The following is a 17610-nucleotide window of genomic DNA, read 5'->3' as shown; positions in this document are numbered from 1 at the left end:
CAGAAGGAGGGTCGCCCCTTTATTCCCTGCTTGACAAAAAAGCTCTCATATAAGCTGCCAGCTATGATTCCGAAACCTTTTCGGCGAAGAGGAAGGCTGAAGGTCCCCTAACGAAACGAAACACCACCGGTAACAATCAGTTACCGGTGGTGTTTCGAATCAGATTTAAACATAACCGAGCCGTCGAGCAGCTCCGCAAAACAGAACGCGGTCCGCCCCTCCATGCTCGGTTTGCAACCTTGAGCACATCTTGAGCTTGCATACGAAGCTCGAGCCATCAAGCGCCGTTCGCGCCCGCGCAGCCGGCTGCGCAACGTCAAACGCGAATCTCGCCTGCATGCCCGGCTTGCATACGTCAAGCACAGATCACGCCTGCATGCCCAGCTCCAAGGCGCGCAGGTTGCCGGCAAGCTTATCCTTCTTGCGAGCGGGCACCACGGCGGCCACGGCCGCTCGGATGGCCTCCTCGCTGCAAAAACGCGTTTCCGCGAACAGCTTGCCCACCAGGATGACGTTGGCCAATCCCTTCAAGCCCGCTTCCTCGGCGATGGCGGTGGCGGGCACGGCGCAGACCGTGACCCCGGGCATATCCGGGATATGCGGCACCAGCGTGCTGTCCACGATGACCAGGCCGCCGGGCTGCACGCTGTGCTCGAACTTGTCGAGCGACGGCTGGTTCATGACCACGAGCACATCGGGGTTGAGCACGAGCGGGCTTCCGATAGGGTCGTCGGAGATGCACACGCTGCAGTTGGCGGTGCCGCCACGCATCTCGGGTCCGTAGCTGGGAAGCCAGGAAAGCTCGCGGTCCTCAAGCAGGCCGGCGTTGGCGATGATTTTGCCGGCGAACAGGATGCCCTGGCCGCCGAATCCGGCGAGGACGGCCTGCATGCAACGTTTCGGTTCGCTCATCGCGCACCCTCCTTGCCCTCGGCACGTTTCCCAGGATGGGCCACCGGGCAGTCGGCGCTGCGCGCAGCCGCGGCCTGCGCCGCATCGGCGAACCCGTCGGCCACCACATCGCGATACACGCCCAGCGGATAATACGGCAGCATGTTCTCACGCATCCACGCGAAGCTGTCCTGCGGCGTAAGACCCCAGTTCGTGGGACACGTGGACACCACTTCCACGAGCGAATAGCCGATGCCGTCGATCTGGTTCTGGAACGCCTTCTTGATGGCGCGCTTGGCCTGGCGCACATGCTTAGGCGTGTCCACGGTCACGCGTTCCAGATACGCCGGGCCGTCAAGGCTGCTCAGCAGCTCGCACACGCGAACCGGGTAGCCGGCGGTGGAAACGTCGCGGCCATAGGGGCTGGTCTGCGTCACCTGGTTCGGCAAGCTGGTGGGCGCCATCTGCCCGCCGGTCATGCCGTAGATGGCGTTGTTGATGAAGATAACGGTGATGTGCTCGCCGCGCGTAGCCGCATGCACGGTCTCGGCCATACCGATGGAGGCGAGGTCGCCATCGCCTTGATAGGCGAACACCACGTTGTCCGGCTGCACGCGCTTAACGCCCGTGGCAACCGCCGGGGCGCGGCCATGCGCCGCCTCGATCATGTCGCAACCGAAGAAATCCGGCGCGGTGACGGCGCATCCCACGGGCGCGACGCCGACGGTGCGGCCTTCGATATCAAGCTCGTCGATGACCTCGGCAACCAAACGGTGCACGATGCCGTGCGGGCAACCCGGGCAGTAGTTCGTGACCACGGGCAGCAACGACTTCGGGCGCGAGAACACCACGCGGCCTTCGCCCTGTTTCTGCTCAGCCATGTTATTCACCGCCCTTCCCCGCAAGCTTGCGGATAGCACCCAGCACCTCATCGGGCGTGGGGATGATGCCGCCCGTGCGTCCGAAGAACTCCACGGGAACACGGCCGTTGACCGCCAGTCGCACATCATCGACCATCTGGCCCATGTTCATCTCAACCGACAAGAACGCCTTCGCAGTCTCCACGCAGCCCTCGATGGCGTCCACAGGGAACGGCCAGAGCGTGATGGGGCGCAAAAGGCCTGCCTTGATGCCCTCGGCGCGGGCGCGCACGACCGCCGAATGCGCGATGCGCGCGGTAGCGCCGAACGACACGAGCACGATCTCGGCATCCTCGCACATGAACGTTTCGGCGCGCTGCTCGCGTGCCTTCACCGTCTCATAGCGCTCGAAACGCTCGATATTCAGGCGCTCGAGCTCGTCTGCCGTCAGATAAAGCGAGTCCACGATATTGTGCTTGCGCGCGCCCTTATGGCCGGTGGTGGCCCAAGGCTTCTCCGGCAGCTGCTCAACGCGCTCGGGAAGCACGACGGGCTCCATCATCTGGCCGAGCATGCCGTCGGACAGGATCATGGCGGGCATGCGGTACTCGTCGGCCTTCTCGAAGGCCAGGTACGCCAGATCGGCCATCTCCTGGACGGTGGAAGGCGCGAACACGAGCACCTGGAAGTCGCCGTGGCCCATAGCGCGCGTGGCCTGCCAGTAGTCGGACTGGGAAGGCTGGATACCGCCGAGACCCGGGCCGCCGCGCTGCACGTTGACGATAACGCCGGGAAGATCGGCGCCCGCCATATACGAAACGCCCTCGCCCTTAAGCGACACGCCCGGCGAAGACGACGACGTCATGACGCGAGCGCCCGCGGACGATGCGCCGTAAACCATGTTGATAGCTGCGATCTCGCTTTCCGCCTGCAGATACGTGCCGCCCTCCTTGGGCATGCGCTTGGCCATATAAGCGGCAACCTCGGTCTGCGGCGTGATGGGGTAGCCGAAGAAGAAGCGGCATCCGGCGCGGATGGCAGCCTCGGCCATAGCCTCGTTGCCCTTCATGAGCACCTTTTCCTGAGGCATCAGCGCATCACCTCGATCGCAACGTCAGGGCACATAAGCGCGCACGAGCAGCAGCCCGTGCACTTGGACGCATCGATCAGCCGGGCCGGATGATAGCCCTTCGCCGTGATGCGGGAGCGGTCAAGCGCGATGATATGGGCCGGGCATGCATCCACGCACAACCCGCAGCCTTTGCAGAAACCGTCATCGACCGTTATCGCTGCCATGAGCCTTCCTTTCTCGTCTAAGCCGGCCAAACGACCGGCATATGGTTATCGAACACTCCCCCGAAAAAACTCCTTGAACAGAGGCATGGCCCCGCCCGAATCCACCGACGCGGACTGTGCCCTTACTCCCAGGGTTTTCGCACATGTACCGAAACAGGATAGCGCACACCCGGGATATCGGCATCTTCGAGCATACGACGGGGCACCGCGGAAAACGCCAGAGGCAAACCGGCCAGCGCGGCGACCTCCTGCGCGAAGCCGACACCGCGGCTGAGCACTTCCCCGTCGGTGAAGTCGGCCAGGTGCGTGTTGTTCGCAACCGCCGTGGCATGCAGGTGGCTGGCCGCCTCGATCTCGCGAAGCACGGACAGCGCCTCGGTGGGATCATGGGTTAGGTTGCGGCTGCGGTTCACCACGTACAGCAGGTCGTAATCCCCCTCGGCGACGCCGCGTGCGAACCTGCCGAGAGCCGTAGCGCCCACATCGTCGCCGCCTGCATCGATGAGCAGCAGCCTTCCCTGCTCCCCGCGCGCCCAATCGAGGGCGGCGGAAACCTGCCCGGAGATGGCGGGCGCATCAAGCGTGGTCCCCGCGTAGCGCGGGGCGATCACCTGAACGCCGGCATCCTCGAGAAGATCCCGGTAGTCGCTGCTTCGGAAATACGGGTTGACGACATCCAGGTCGGCAACGCGCACATCGAGTCCAGCATACCGGGCATCAAGGGCCAGGTTTATGGCCAGATTGGTCTTTCCGACCCCATAATGCCCTGTAACGACGGTGACCGATTTCAACCGTTTGACATCGAACTCGTTCAAGGCCGCTCCTACACCAATCCCTCGGGCACCTTGGTCTTCGGCTTGCCCTCCTGGCTTTCGTCAGCCTCGCGGATGGCGGCTCGGCGGATCTTGCCGTTGACGGTCTTGGGAAGTGCGTCGACGAACTCCACGATGCGGGGATATTTGTACGGCGCCGTGCGCTGCTTGACCCATTGCTGCAGCTCGCGCACGAGCACCTCGTTGCCCTCGAAACCTTCCGCAAGCACCACCGTGGCCTTGACCGCCTTGCCGCGCACGGGATCGGGCACGCCGGTGACGGCGCATTCGCGCACGGCGTCATGCTCGAGCAGCACGCTTTCGATCTCGAAGGGGCCGATACGGTACCCGGACGACTTGATGACGTCGTCGTTGCGGCCGACGTACCACAGGTACCCGTCCTCGTCGACCCAGGCGGTATCGCCGGTGTGGTACCAACCGTTGTACACGGCGGCTTCGGTCTTCTCGGGATTGCGGTAGTACTCCAGCATGATGCCCGGAGCCTTCTCGTGCACGTCGATGCAGATCTCGCCCGTCTCGCCGACATCGCAGCGGCTGCCGTCGCCGCGCTGCACCTCGATGGTGAACGCCGGCGAAGGATGGCCCATGGAGCCGGGCTTGGGCACCGCATACGTGAGGTTTGCCACCGTCAGCGGCGTCTCCGTCTGGCCGAAGCCCTCGAAGATGGTCAGCCCCGTGTGCTCCTTCCAGAAGTCGAACAGGTCGGGGTTGAGCGCCTCGCCGGCGGTGGTGCAATACGTGAGCGTGCTCAAATCATGGGCATCAACGTCGGCCTGCATCATCATACGGTACATGGTGGGCGGGCAGCAAAGCGTGGTGACGCCGTAGCGGGGGATCAGATCCAAGATCTCATCGGCATGGAAGCGGTCGAAATCGTACGTGAGCACGCACGCCTCCATGAGCCACTGGCCATAGTACTTGCCCCACACCGCCTTGCCCCAACCGGTGTCGGCGATGGTCAGATGCAGCCCGTCGGGCTTGACGTTGTGCCAATGCTTCGCCGTGACCAGGTGCGCCAATGCGTAGTAGGAATCATGCAGCACCATCTTGGGGTTGCCGGAGGTGCCGGAGGAGAAATACATGAGCATGGGATCGCCGACATGGGTTTCCACGCGGGAGAATTCCTCGCAGGCATTGCGCACGCCGGTGTTGAAATCATGCCAGCCCTCACGCTGCGCGGGCACAGCGCACACACCCTCGGGGCCGGAGAGCACAGCTCCCACCGGGCCGTCAGCGGCAAGCCAATTGCCATCCGCGTCCTTCTCGGTCAAGCCCCCGCCGGCGCCATTAACCAAAAACAGGTTCTCAACCGAAGGACAGCGATCCACGACGTTGTCCACCACTTGCGCGATGGTGCCGATGGAGGTGCAGATGACGGCCTTGATGGAAGCACCGTTCAGGCGATACTCCAGGTCGTGCTCCTTGAGCATGAAGGTAGCCGGCACCATGACGGCGCCGAGCTTGGCAAGCGCGGTGGCCACGAACCAGAACTGATAATGACGGCGCAAGATCACCATGACCATGTCGCCCTTGCCGACACCATGCGCGGCAAGGTAGTTCGCCGTCTTATCCGACCAGATCTTCATGTCGGCGAACGTGAACAGATGTTCCTCGCCTTCGGGGTTGCACCACATCATGGCGCGGCGTTCGGGGTCGTTATCCGCGATGTCGTCCACCACGTCGTAGCCGAAGTTGAAGGTATCGGGGCACTTCACCTTGAAATCGGTGAGCACGCCCTGCTCGTCGTAGGTTTCCTCGCAGTAACGCAGATTGATGTTTCTCATGATGTTGCCGAACTTCCTTGAAATATGGTGCGCGAAACCAGGCCGCGCACGATGCGGTCGATAAGAAGGTTGGTTTTTGGCAAGCAACCCTAGGCGAGCGCTTGCCTAGATAATGTCTTCCTTCGCCTTCAGAACGACAGCCAGGAATTTGCACGGTGCGCCATCGATGGCGATCATGCCGTGCCCACGGCCGGAATCATAGAGCAGCATATCGCCGGGGCCGAGCTCCTCGGTGTGCTCCTCGTACTGGAAGCGCATGCGGCCTTCCAGGATGTAATCGAGCTCCTGTCCGCTGTGATAGGACAGATGGATGGGCTTGTCCTGCAGCTCAGGGCGGTAATCGGCCGTCACGAAGAACGGCTCGCACAGCTTGTTGCGGTAATGCGGGGCCTTGTGCAGGTACTCAAGGCCGCTGCGGCGCTTGACGGCCAGACCCTCATCGGCGCGCGTAAGGGTATAGCCCGTCAGGTGCGGGGTTTCGCCGGTGAGCAGCTCGATGGGGTCGACGCCCAGGTTCGCCGCGCACTTATACAAGAAAGTGAATGAAAGCTCCTCTGCCCCTGATTCCTGCGCCTGGTACTCGGCCAGGCTGCGGCCGGTGGCATCAGCCATCTCCTGCATGGTCAGGCCCATATCCTCGCGCAGCGCGCGGATCCTGTTCGCCACCTCTTGATAATTCGGCTCCATGAAAACCTGACCTCCTCACATGCAATTACGTCAAAATCATAGTAAATAAATGGTACGCGCGAAATTGTTTCCAATATGTTTCATGCCGGCGAAGAAGCCTTCGCCGGCATGAAAACGGGATCTTATATTATTCCTGCGGCTTACGGACGAAGCGCACGGCGAAGTGCGCATCCGACGAGCCGGGGGCAAGGCGGGTTGCAAGGCAGTTGCGACCGCACAGCTGATCGAGCGTGAAGCCGGCGCCCTCCTCGCTGTCCAGGAACGCCTTCACCACACCAGCGTTCTCCTCGCGCGTGACCGTGCACGTGGAATACCCCAGCGCACCGCCCGGGGCCACGTGGCCCGCCGCGGCCTTGAGCATGCCCAGCTGGGTTTCCACGAAACCGGCCAGGTCCTCCTCGCTCGTGCGCCAGCGGATCTCGGGGTGACGACGGAGCGTGCCCATACCCGAACACGGGGCGTCCACGAAGATGAACGAGAACATGCGGTCGGGCATGATGTTGTCCAGCTCGAGCGCATTGCCGGTGAAGGCCTCGGTCACCACGACGCCGTACTGTTCGGCTCGCTTCTCGAGCAGACGCGTCTTGTAGGCGTGGTTGTCGATGGTGACGTACTCCTCGATCTGCGACCCGTACTTGCGGCAGGCGTTGGACTGCAGCAGGATGGTCTTCGTGGCGCGGCCGGCGCCGATCTCGAGCACGCTTTCGGGCTTCTCATCGGGAAGCACGTTGGCGGCCACCATCTGCGCGGCGGCGTCGGAGACCAGGATCTTGCCCTGGTCGAGCTGACGGGCAAGCGCGGGCACCAGCAGAGCACGGCTTTCGGGCACGCGCAGGCAACCCTGCACGTTCATGTCGCCGAGCGCAACCGGCTGCACTTCCTCTTCCGCACGCTCAAAGGCCTTGAGCACATGGTCATCGTCCACCTTGCAGGCGTTGACGGCCACATACAGCGGCGCCTGCTCGTTGGATGCGCGCATGAACTCGATGGCGGCCTGCGGGCCCATCTCCTCCATGAGCTTCTTGGCCATCCACGTGGGGAACGCCTGGGTGCGGGCAAGCGCATCAAGGTCGGTAGCCGGGTTTCCGAACGGGAAATCAATACGCAGGCGCACGATCTTGTGCAGCACGGCATTGGCCACACGTGCCGCGGGGCCCGGGCTGAACGACTTCACCATTTCCACGCCCTGGTCGACCGCCGCATGAGCCTCCTTGCCCAGGAAGATGAGCTCGTACGTGGAGATCTGCAGCGCGTCGCGCGTCTCGCGGAAGATGTCCTCGGGCGTGTCGAGCGCACGGTCGATGATCTCGTCGAGCGTGCCGCGGGCGCTTACCGTGCCAAGGGCGAGCAGCGTGGCGAACGCGCGGTCTTCCACGGACATGGTGGACTTGTCGATCACCTGGGCGATGACGTCCTGCGCGAACGCGTTGCGCTCGCGGACGGTGCGCACCACGTCGAGCGCCGCCAAGCGAGCAGGCGTTGCGTTGGACTTGCGACGCGGGCGTGCCGGCTTGGCAGAACCGCGGAAGCCGCCCTTTTCGCCGCCGCGCGGCGCGCCCTGGGCGCCCTGCTCAGGCTTGCGACGCGGGTCGCGAGCAGTATTACGGCCGCGGAAATCGGGCTTCGGCTCGCGCGCGGGACGATCGGAGCCGGCATGCTGCGCGGCCTCGGGACGCTGGCCGCCCTCGCCGCCCTCGCGCTTGAAGTCGGGCTTGCCGTCGCGCTTGAAATCGCGCTTCGGGCCGCGATCGCCCTTATATCCGCCGCGACGGTCGTCACGGCCGCCGTTGTAGCCGCCGCGGCGCTCGTCGCGCCCGCCGTTGCCGCGATACTCGCGCTTCTCACCGTCGCGACCGCCGTTACCGCGGAAATCCCGCTTCTCGCCGTCACGGCCGCGGTATCCGCCCTTTCCGCCATCGCGGCGCTGGCCATCTCGGCCACTCTGACCGCGATTACCGCCACGACGGTCGTCGCGACCGCCGAAGCCGCCTTTGCCGCCATCGCGGCGCGGGCCGCCCTGGCGATTGCCGTGGCCGCCGTGCTGGCCGCCCTTTCGATAGCCGCCGTTGCCGCCTTCGCGGCGCTGACGCGGCGCGCCTTCGTTGTTATGCTGTTCAGCCACGCGGGCCCTCCCAAGTCTTAGTGTCTTCCTTGATTCCCTGAATGCCTGCGGCAAACGCCTTGGCCGCCATGGCCGCCTTGCCTGCAGGCTTCACTTCCATAAGCTCGATCGCGCCGTCCGCTGCACCCAGATACAAGCGCTTGGCGACGAATCGCACGCTGCCGGGCCCCATGCCCGCGCAAACCGCATCCGCTTGATCTGCGGGTGCCGGACGGACGGCAAGCACGGTCACGTCCTTGCCGGCGATGGTGGCATGCGCCGGATGCGCCGCGCTTGACGCGCGCACCTTGCGGCATGCCTGCTCCACCGTGTCGGCCGGGCTAAGCGATAGCTCGTCCTTGCCGATCTTCTCGGCGTAGGTGACGTGTTCCTCTTCCTGGCGCGTCCAGCGGATGCATCCCGCCTCCAGCTGCGTCAACGCCGTGAGCAACGCATGCGCGCCCAGGTCGGCGAGCAGGTCGGTGAGCAGAGCGACGTCCTTGTCGCCCACCTCAAGCGATCGGCACACGCAGTAATCGCCCGTGTCGAGCCCTTCCTCCATGCGCATGATGCACACGCCGGCCTCCTCGTCGCCGGACAAGATGGCGCGCTCGATGGGAGCGGCGCCACGCCAGCGCGGCAACAGCGAGGCGTGCACGTTCAGGCAGCCATGCTTGGGGATGGACAGCACCTCGGCAGGAAGCAGCATGCCGTAAGCGGCCACGCAGATGACATCGGGCTCGAGCGCCGCAAGCGCATGCTGCTCGTCGGCATCGCGCAGCGTCTTCGGCGTGAACACGGGGATGCCGCGCTCGCACGCCTCCGCCTTCACCGGGCTGGGCACCAGCTGCTTGCCGCGGCCGCGCACGGCGTCGGGGCGCGTATAGACGGCCACCACGTCGTGCTGCGAGGCAAGTTCGGAAAGCACCGATGCGGCGAAGTCGGGCGTGCCCATGAATACGATGCGCATGCCCCCTACGCCTCCACCGAAGTCTCGCCGGGGCGCGCACCGGCTGCCAGGGCGCGCTCGTAATCCTCAAGGGCCTTCAGGCGTGCCATGGGCTCGGCGCGCTCGAACATGGTGACGCCGTCAAGGTGGTCGGTCTCATGCTGCAGGCAGCGACCGAGCAGCCCGTCGCCCTCGATCTCCCAAAGCTGGCCGTCAAGATCGTAGTAACGGCAGCGGGCGAACGGCGGGCGCGCGATGGGCACGGAGATGCCGGGGATGGAAAGGCAGCCCTCGTCCTCCGCGACCGGGTCGCCCTCGCGGGCGACGATGACGGGGTTGAGCATGACGATGGGCTCGCGGGCGCCGTCCTCCTGGTCGCAGTCGATGACCACGAGGCGCTTGAGCACGCCCACCTGGGGCGCGGCAAGGCCGCAGCCGGCGTTCTTGTACATAACGTGGGCCATCTGCTTGGCCAGGCGCTTCAAGCTCTTGTCATTGAAATCGCAGGGCTCGCACACCGTATTGAGCAGCGGGTCGGGCGATTGCACGATTGAAAGCATATGCATTTCCTTTAGCGGGTAGGTATTGTTGGCGGCGGGTGCGCAAAACGCCCGCCTTTCTAATCCGATTATTGTGACATGCGCGCGCACCTAACGCCCTTGCGGGTGCAAAGTTCCACAAAACCCCTGCTCGGCATGAATGGAAACGAAGGTCTCCCAAAGGCGGCCGACAAGAAGGGTCGCACCATGCGAGCGCGACGCAGGGAAGCGCGAAAGCCCTACCTGCCAGAAGCCGCGCTTTCGGCATGGGCCCTTTTGCGGGCGGTCAGCTCGCGCTGCATGGCGGCCACGGTCTCGAACATAAGCTCATAGTCCTCAGGCGACATGGACGCGGGGGCAGACATCTGCGCGCGCATAGCCGCAACGGCCTCTTCGGCATCGCCGATGGAAAGCTCCTCGACCAAAAACGCCGCCAAGTCCTCGGGCACCGCTGATTCGGGAACGCCCCTTGTCAGGAAGCCGGCAGCACGAGGCTCGGCCATGCTCGCCACGCCCACGATGGCGGCCGGCGCCGCCCCGGGATCTTCGGCCAAGGTATCGAGCATGCTGGCGGATACGGCTGCGCACGCCGGATCGTGCCACTGCACCGAGGCAAGGGCGTCGGCGTGGACCAGGGCCAGATCGGTACGTGCGGCGCACAGCGCCAGCAGCTGACGCTCGAACCTGCGCCGGTTCATCTCGGACTGGGGTAGGCGGCGACGCGCCGGGGCCGCAGGGGCTCCGTGATCGACGCGACCGCCGGAAGCAGGCGCTTCCGCATCGAAAACGCGCGGGGGTTTAAGGGCCGCCAACTGCTCCAACACGTCCTTCTCGTCCGCGCGGGCACGGCTGGCGATCTGCCGTGCGTAGTCTTTCGCGAGCAGCGAATCCTTGATGGGCGCAAGCACGCTCAATGCATCGGCGACGGCGCCGGAGCGGCCTTCGGCACGCGAGAGGTCCCAGTTTTCCAACCTTCGGTCGATGCCGTATTCCAGCAAGGGCTTCGCCTGGTCTATCAGGACCTGCAGCTCCTGGCCGCCGTGGGCGTCGATGAACTCGGCAGGGTCGAGGTTGTCGGGCAGCGTGACGGCGAACAGGTCGATGCGCGCCGCACCCGCCTCGGGCGTCATGGAGGAGTCGATGAACTGCAAAGCGCGATCGGCGGCGCGCTGACCTGCGGCATCGCCGTCGAACAGATACACGATGCGGTTGCGGGCATGGCGCGAGAGCACGCGGATGTGCGTGCGGGTGAGCGCCGTTCCCAGGGTGGCGACCGCATTGCGGATGCCGGCCTCGTGCATGGCGATGACGTCGGTGTAGCCCTCCGAAACCACCGCCACGCCCGTGGACGCCATAGCGGCCTTCGCCTTATCAAGCGCATAGAGCATGCGGCCTTTGTGGAACAGGGGCGTTTCCTGGCTGTTCAGGTACTTCGGCTCGCCCTTGCCGATCACGCGACCGCCGAAGGCGATGCATTGCCCCTGCTCATCTTTGATGGGGAACATCACGCGGTTAAAGAATCGGTCGCGCACCCGCCCGTCGGAGCCGACGACGGCCACGTTGGCCTGGATCATCTCGTTGGATTGAAAGCCCTTCGACGCCAGATGGCGCACGAGCGCGCCTTGGCCGGGCGCGAAGCCGAGCATCCAGGTTTTCGGGATATCGCCGCCCAGCCCGCGCTGCGAAAGGTATGCGCGCGCGGCGCCGGCCTGCGGGCTTTTACTGCGCATAAGCTGCATATGGAAGAACTCCGCAGCCTCCGCGCACACGGCGCGCAGCCGTGCTTTTGCGCCCTGCCCCATGCCGGGTCCACGTTTCGCCTGGTCATCGGCGATGTCGATATGGGCGCGCTCTGCCAGGTAGCGCACCGATTCGGGAAACGACAGGTCTTGGGACTTCATGATGAAGGCGAACACGTCGCCGCCTTCGCCGCAGCCGAAGCAATGCCACAGCTGCAGGGCCGGGTCGATCTTGCACGACGGGGTTTTCTCGTTATGGAACGGGCAGCACAGCCAGAAATCGCGGCCGCGCTGCTTGACCGGGCCCGTCTCGCCCATGATGGCCACCAAGTCGCTGGCCTCGCGGACCTTTTGGATATCCTCATCGCTGATCGCCATGGATGTGACCGAACCCCCGCCTTGTGCCCGTGTTCCCGATTCCGGCCGCACAAAGGCGTGCCGGTTGCTTTTCCGAGTAAAGTATACCGCATAGAACCTATGTTCCCGTATGTTACGCGCGTGCGATACAATAAGCCCGTAACATCTCGACATGCGGAAAGGAAGCGCCGTGAGCGAACCCGCATACCTGCAACTTAACCCCGACGTGGAACAGGCAATAGCCGAGAACCTGCGCTCCGGGCGCATGCATCCGCGCAGCTTCCCCGACGAACAGGTGCTCCGACGTGAGGACAACCCTCACGATGCGGCAACGCTGACGCGTCCGGCGTTCTCGCGCGACATCGACAAGATCATGAACATCCCCGCCTACAACCGCTATGCAGGGAAAACGCAGGTGTTCAGCCTGGTGGAGAACGACGACATTTGCCGCCGCGGGCTGCATGTGCAGCTGGTCGGGCGCATCGCGCGAAACATCGGGCGGCTGCTCGGATTGAACTGCCAGCTCATCGAGGCCATCGCGCTTGGCCACGACCTCGGGCACACGCCCTTCGGCCATGCCGGCGAGAAATTCCTCTCGAAGTGCCTGCAAAGCCGCACGGGTCGCCGCTTTCACCACAACGTCCACTCCGTGCGGGTAATGGACCGACTCTATCCTCGCAACATCAGCCTGCAGGTGCTCGACGGTGCGCTGTGCCACAACGGCGAGTTCGCTCAACAGGTGCTTCACCAAGGCGATACGGAATCGTTCGCACAGCTCGATGCGCTGGTCGAGGAATGCGCGCTTGACGAGTCCGCCATCAAGCGCCTGCGCCCCTCAACGCTGGAAGGCTGCGTGGTCCGCCTGGCCGACATGATCGCCTACCTGGGAAAAGACCGTGACGACGCCATGGCCATGGGCGTGCTGCCCTCCCTTGACGGCTTCGAAACCGACGTCATCGGGCGCGACAACGCGCGCATCATCAACAACATCACCGTCGATGTGGTCAACCATAGCCTCGGGCAGGACGATATCCGCATGAGTCGCCAGGTTTTCGAGGACGTCAAGCGCGCAAAACGCCAAAACTACGAGCGCATCTATGATTGCGAAGGCTGGCGCGCCGGAAGCGGCAACGCCGTCGGCGAGATGTTCGAGGACATGTACGACAGGCTTTTGACCGACCTGGAAACCGGTGACGAGCGGTCACCGGTTGTATCGCACCATGCCAAACAGCTGGCGACGAAGTCGCGCAGCATCATCGTGGAGGATTATCTTGCGCATACCGACCGCAATCAGGTGGTTGTGGACTACATGGCGTCCATGACCGACCGGTACTTCATGGAGCTGTACCATTATCTGTTCCCCGACAGCGAAAAGCACATCTTGGCACGAGGCTACTGCGCCGACCTGCCACCTATCGAAAGGAATGACCAGTGAAGTTCGTCATCGCATCCGACCTGCATGGCGCGGCGCCCGCCGTCCGCACTTTGATGGAACGCATCGACCAGGAAACGCCCGACCGCGTGCTCCTGCTCGGCGACCTGCTCTATCACGGCCCACGAAACGACCTGCCCGAGGGATACGCGCCCAAAGAAGTGCTCGCCGACCTTAACGGCATTGCCAAGCACATCGTAGCCGTTCGGGGCAATTGCGATGCGGAAGTCGACCAGATGGTGCTCGATTTCCCCTGCTTGAGCGATTTCTCCCAGGTGTGGGCAGATGGGCATCTGCTGCATCTGAGCCATGGGCACTTGGCAGGCAACTCGCCTGATCAGCCGCCGGCGCTGCCGCAAGGAAGCGCGTTGCTGACCGGCCACACGCACATTAAGCGGCTCGAACTTGTCGACGGCGTGATGTTCGTGAACCCCGGGAGCACCTCCATCCCCAAGGACGGCTGCGCAAGCTATGCCGTCTACGAAAACGGCGCATTCGCACTAAAGTCGCTTGACGGAGAAACGCTGCTGGAAGCGAGCTGGGAATAACGGAAGCATCTGACCGAACCGAAGGTACTGACACCCGGACGGGTTCAGAAGTCGGTACACAGCGGCGTAGCCTTTATGCAAGCCGTCCTTATCTTGTGCCGCAGCTCGCAGCTGCGGCCCTTCTTTCTTTATGCGATTCGCGAGCGCTCGGCTACGACAGCCTTCCGCGCTCAACGGTGTAGGAGACATCGCAGATGGCGGCCGTGGACGCGCGATGGCTCACCAGCACCACCGTCTTGCCCTGACGGGCATCGAGCAACGCCCGCAAAACCGCCGCCTCGTTGAGACTGTCGAGGTTGCTGGTAGGCTCGTCGAGCAGCACGAACGGTGCATCATGCAAGAACATGCGCGCAAGGCCGATGCGCTGGCGCTCGCCGCCCGACAACGTATCGCCCAATTCGCCGACCGGCGTGTCCAGACCTTGCGGCAGACGCTCGATCAAAACGGTCAACGCCGCCTTCCTGCAAGCCTTCGCAAGCTCCTCGGGCGTAGCATCGGGCTTGGCAAGCGCGATGTTGTCCCCCACCGTGCCGGAGAACAGGTGCGTCTCCTGCGTCATATAGCCTTCAATAGCGCGCAGGCTTTCCGTGTTCACACCTCGGATATCCTGCCCGGATACGCGTATGCAACCGTCGCTTGGATCCCAGAACCGCATGAACAGCTTGCAAAGCGTCGATTTCCCCGAACCGCTCTTTCCCGCCAAATGCACGATCGAACCAGGCGTCACCTCAAGGGATACGTCCTTGAGCACCGAACTTGCGCCATACGAGAAGTCGACATGTTCGGCGGCCGCACCCGAGAACGCATCTACCTTGCAGCCGTCCGCCACATCCCGGGTTTGCGGCTGCTCGTCAAGCAGGTCAAGTACGCGCGCTCCGCTGGCCAACGTCTGCTGCAAGCCGCTGCCCAGGTTCGCAACGGCGATCACCGGGCCGAAAGACGACATCAACGCGGCCACGCACACGAACGCCTGCCCGGAATCGATGACGCCATGCGTGCACAGCGCGCAGGCTAGCGCGACCATGGCAACGTCAAGCCCCAACACCAGACCGTTCGTGGCCGCCATGCTGCGCGCCGCACGGCTCTTCAGGCGATGCTCCACCTTCGAAAGCGAATCCATCCGAACATCAAGCTGCTCGGCTCGCGCATGCTCCTGACCGAATTGCAGCGTTTCGCGAAGGCCGCGCAAGCTATCGAGCACGAACGAGTTCATGCCGCCAAGGGCATCGCGCAGCTCCCTGCCGCCATCCCCCGCCGCACGTGATGCAACCCACGGCGCCACAGCTCCAACCAGGACGTATGCGACGAACGCGCCGATGGCAAGCTGCCAGCAGACGCTGCCGATGAAGGCGATCATAACGCCGCAGACCAGCACGGCGATGAGCACCGGGGAGAGGGTGTGCGCATAGAACACCTCGAGCAGCTCAACGTCCGAGGTAACGAGCGACACCAGATCGCCTTTGCTTCGGCCCTCGAGCTTCGCCGGGGCAAGCGTGCGCAGCTTGCCGAACACGCGATCGCGGACAAGCGCCAAGATCTTGAACGCCAGATAGTGATTGCACATCTGCTCGCCATAATGCAAGGGACCGCGCAAAAGGCCGCAAGCGGCGACCAGGGCGATACCCGCGCCCACGCCGATCGCCGGACCGAATCCCGCGATGCCCGTAAGCACCAAAGCGGCGCCTACCGTAAGGAAGATGGCGCACAAAAAGCCGACGACGCCTAAAATCACCGCGGCGATCATAACCGGCACAAGCGGCTTGACCAACTTCACCATACGGCACATGATCGAGATGTTCGACCTACGGCGCGTCTGAGGCTCGCCGACAACCGCGGCAGTTCCATCAGCGCCGGCACCTTGCGCCTCGTCGGCTTCGCCAACTTCAGCGGTATGTTGCTCTGCCCGCGACGCGAACGCCTCGAGTTCCATCTGCCGATCCCATAGCTTCGCGTACGCCCCATCGGCGGCGCGGAGCTGCTCGTGCGAACCGCTTTCAGCCACATGACCGTTTGCCAGCACGAAGATGCGGTCGGCTTTAGAAACCGATGCCAAGCGATGCGAGATCATGATGACGGTGCGGCTTTTCGCCAGCTCATGGATAACGCCGACGATGGCTTGCTCGCTGTCCGCATCCACGTTCGAGGTGGCCTCATCGAAAATGTAGACGGGAGTATCGTGCAAAAGCGCCCGGGCGAGCGCCAAACGCTGGCGCTGCCCGACGGAGAAGTTGCCGCCCTGCTCGGACACAGGGGCATCAAGCCCGCCCGATGCACGAACGAACCCGTCGATGCGGCAGCGCCTCAAAACGTCCCAAAGCTCGTCGTCGGTCGCCTTGGGGCGCGCCATCAGCAAGTTCGAACGCACCGTTCCAGAGAACAGGTAGCTGGAGAACGGGACGACGGTGACCGTTTGGGCCATGCTTTCGCGGGAAACCTGGCCAAGCGGCACGCCACCGATCTCCACATCGCCATCAAAACCAAGATTACGCCCGCACAGGATGCCGGCCAACGTGGATTTGCCCGAACCGCTCTCGCCCACAATGCCGGTGAAGCTACCGGCAGGGGCGGCGAAATCGACATGCTCGAGCACCGTACGCTGCCCGTCATAGGAGTACGAGACATCGCGAACAACGATGCCCGCGCGCTCAGGATCGATGCTGCGCGTCCCCTGCTCGGGCTCGGGCGCATCAAGGATGGCGAACATCTTCTCGGCAACGGCCATGCCGTTCATGGCGGTATGGAAAAACGAACCCAGGGCACGCATGGGGATAAAGAACTCCGCTGACAGGAACACCACGCAAAACGCCGCGTAAAACGGGACCTGGCCGTTGGCGAACTGCACCATCGCCGCGATGATGCCCACGGCAGCGCCGCCGAAAGCGAACACGTCCATCACGGTAATGGAGTTGAGCTGCATGGTCAGCAGCCGCATGGTCGCCCTTCGGAAGCTCTCGGCCTGTTCGTTCATCTGACGGTGGCACGCCTCATCGGCTTGATAGATCTTCAAGGTGGTCAAACCTTGCAGGTTCTCGAGAAACGCACCGCCAAGATCGGTATAGGCGCCCCAATACCTGCCCATGACACGCTTAGCGATCTTCTGCACCGCCACGATGGAAATCGGGATGAGCGGCACGCAAACCAACAAGGCGATGGCGGCAGGCAAACACAGCGGCGTCAGGAACGCGAACACGGTAAGCGGGGCCAGCACGGCGTAAAACAGCTGCGGCAGATACTGGCCGAAGTAGCTTTCCAGCTGCTCGCATCCCTCAACACCGACTTGCACCGCCTCGCTTGTGGCGATGTGCTCGGAATAGCCGGGGCCCATGCGCACCAGCTTGTCGTATACCTCACGGCGAACCGAGCGTTTTGCGGCCATGGCGGCCGCCACCCCCATGCGCTGCGCGAAGGTCAAGCACACCATGCGCACCGCGATAACGGCAACGCCTGCGCACAGAAGCATCGCAACCCAGCCATCCACGGCAACGCCGTCGAAAAGACGCTGTAGGAACAGCCCGATGAGGAGCATGAGCACGATATTCGCCACGAGCGCCACCCATTGCGCCGCCGCATTGCGCACGATATATCGCATAGCCT

General features: G+C 63.7%; 14 protein-coding genes. 2 read left to right on the top strand and 12 right to left on the bottom strand.

Translation table 11 applies throughout. The features are described 5' to 3' along the window. Positions 1-366: 366 nt before the first annotated feature. The 11 genes from RDW26_RS05520 to dnaG all read right to left on the bottom strand — a co-directional run bounded on the left by RDW26_RS05520 (position 367) and on the right by dnaG (position 12057). Positions 367-912 carry a 2-oxoacid:acceptor oxidoreductase family protein gene (locus RDW26_RS05520; RefSeq protein ID WP_307982825.1) on the bottom strand — a complete coding sequence of 182 codons (546 nt, stop codon included), beginning with the start codon at positions 910-912 and terminating at the stop codon, positions 367-369. After that, entirely contained in the window at positions 909-1772 is an 864-nt protein-coding gene (locus RDW26_RS05515; protein WP_307982824.1) for a thiamine pyrophosphate-dependent enzyme, read from the bottom strand. The genes RDW26_RS05520 and RDW26_RS05515 overlap by 4 nt, the downstream gene beginning before the upstream one ends. Position 1773: 1 nt before the next feature. Next, positions 1774-2841, bottom strand: coding sequence for a 3-methyl-2-oxobutanoate dehydrogenase subunit VorB (locus tag RDW26_RS05510; RefSeq protein WP_307982823.1), 1068 nt, complete (start codon positions 2839-2841; stop codon positions 1774-1776). Then, a complete protein-coding gene (locus RDW26_RS05505) occupies positions 2841-3047 on the bottom strand; it encodes a 4Fe-4S binding protein (protein ID WP_307982822.1) in 207 nt (68 codons plus the stop codon). Before RDW26_RS05505 ends, RDW26_RS05510 begins: the two co-directional genes overlap by 1 nt. Positions 3048-3169: 122 nt before the next feature. Then, complete coding sequence (locus RDW26_RS05500; protein ID WP_307982821.1) at positions 3170-3862, bottom strand: hypothetical protein; 693 nt, start codon at positions 3860-3862, stop codon at positions 3170-3172. 8 nt (positions 3863-3870) lie between these two features. Continuing rightward, positions 3871-5664: an AMP-binding protein gene (locus RDW26_RS05495; RefSeq protein ID WP_307982820.1), complete on the bottom strand. Its 1794-nt coding sequence runs from the start codon at positions 5662-5664 to the stop codon at positions 3871-3873. 105 nt (positions 5665-5769) lie between these two features. After that, positions 5770-6351 carry a helix-turn-helix domain-containing protein gene (locus tag RDW26_RS05490; RefSeq protein WP_294164036.1) on the bottom strand — a complete coding sequence of 194 codons (582 nt, stop codon included), beginning with the start codon at positions 6349-6351 and terminating at the stop codon, positions 5770-5772. A gap of 127 nt (positions 6352-6478) precedes the next feature. Next, on the bottom strand, positions 6479-8473 hold the full coding sequence (locus RDW26_RS05485; RefSeq protein WP_307982819.1) for a transcription antitermination factor NusB: 1995 nt from the start codon (positions 8471-8473) through the stop codon (positions 6479-6481). Beyond that, entirely contained in the window at positions 8466-9422 is a 957-nt protein-coding gene (gene fmt, locus RDW26_RS05480) for a methionyl-tRNA formyltransferase (protein ID WP_307979443.1), read from the bottom strand. The genes RDW26_RS05485 and fmt overlap by 8 nt, the downstream gene beginning before the upstream one ends. Before the next feature lie 5 nt (positions 9423-9427). Beyond that, the gene (gene def / locus RDW26_RS05475) at positions 9428-9961 is read right to left on the bottom strand and encodes a peptide deformylase (protein WP_307979442.1); all 534 of its coding nucleotides are present in this window, start codon (positions 9959-9961) and stop codon (positions 9428-9430) included. 218 nt (positions 9962-10179) lie between these two features. After that, positions 10180-12057 carry a DNA primase gene (dnaG, locus tag RDW26_RS05470; RefSeq protein ID WP_307982818.1) on the bottom strand — a complete coding sequence of 626 codons (1878 nt, stop codon included), beginning with the start codon at positions 12055-12057 and terminating at the stop codon, positions 10180-10182. Positions 12058-12226: 169 nt separating this feature from the next. Here dnaG and RDW26_RS05465 point away from each other — a divergent pair, with 169 nt between their 5' ends. Then, entirely contained in the window at positions 12227-13471 is a 1245-nt protein-coding gene (locus tag RDW26_RS05465) for an HD domain-containing protein (RefSeq protein WP_307982817.1), read from the top strand. Continuing rightward, a complete protein-coding gene (gene yfcE / locus RDW26_RS05460) occupies positions 13468-14016 on the top strand; it encodes a phosphodiesterase (protein ID WP_307979437.1) in 549 nt (182 codons plus the stop codon). The genes RDW26_RS05465 and yfcE overlap by 4 nt, the downstream gene beginning before the upstream one ends. Positions 14017-14167: 151 nt before the next feature. On the opposite strand, the gene cydC is transcribed toward yfcE, so the two are convergent. Beyond that, positions 14168-17605, bottom strand: coding sequence for a thiol reductant ABC exporter subunit CydC (cydC, locus tag RDW26_RS05455; protein WP_307982816.1), 3438 nt, complete (start codon positions 17603-17605; stop codon positions 14168-14170). Between the last annotated feature and the right edge of the window lie 5 nt (positions 17606-17610).

Source organism: uncultured Senegalimassilia sp. (assembly GCF_902464545.1).
Taxonomy (GTDB): domain Bacteria; phylum Actinomycetota; class Coriobacteriia; order Coriobacteriales; family Eggerthellaceae; genus Senegalimassilia.
Note: the sequence above shows the minus strand (reverse complement) of the source record. Positions and strands in the feature narration are given on the sequence as shown.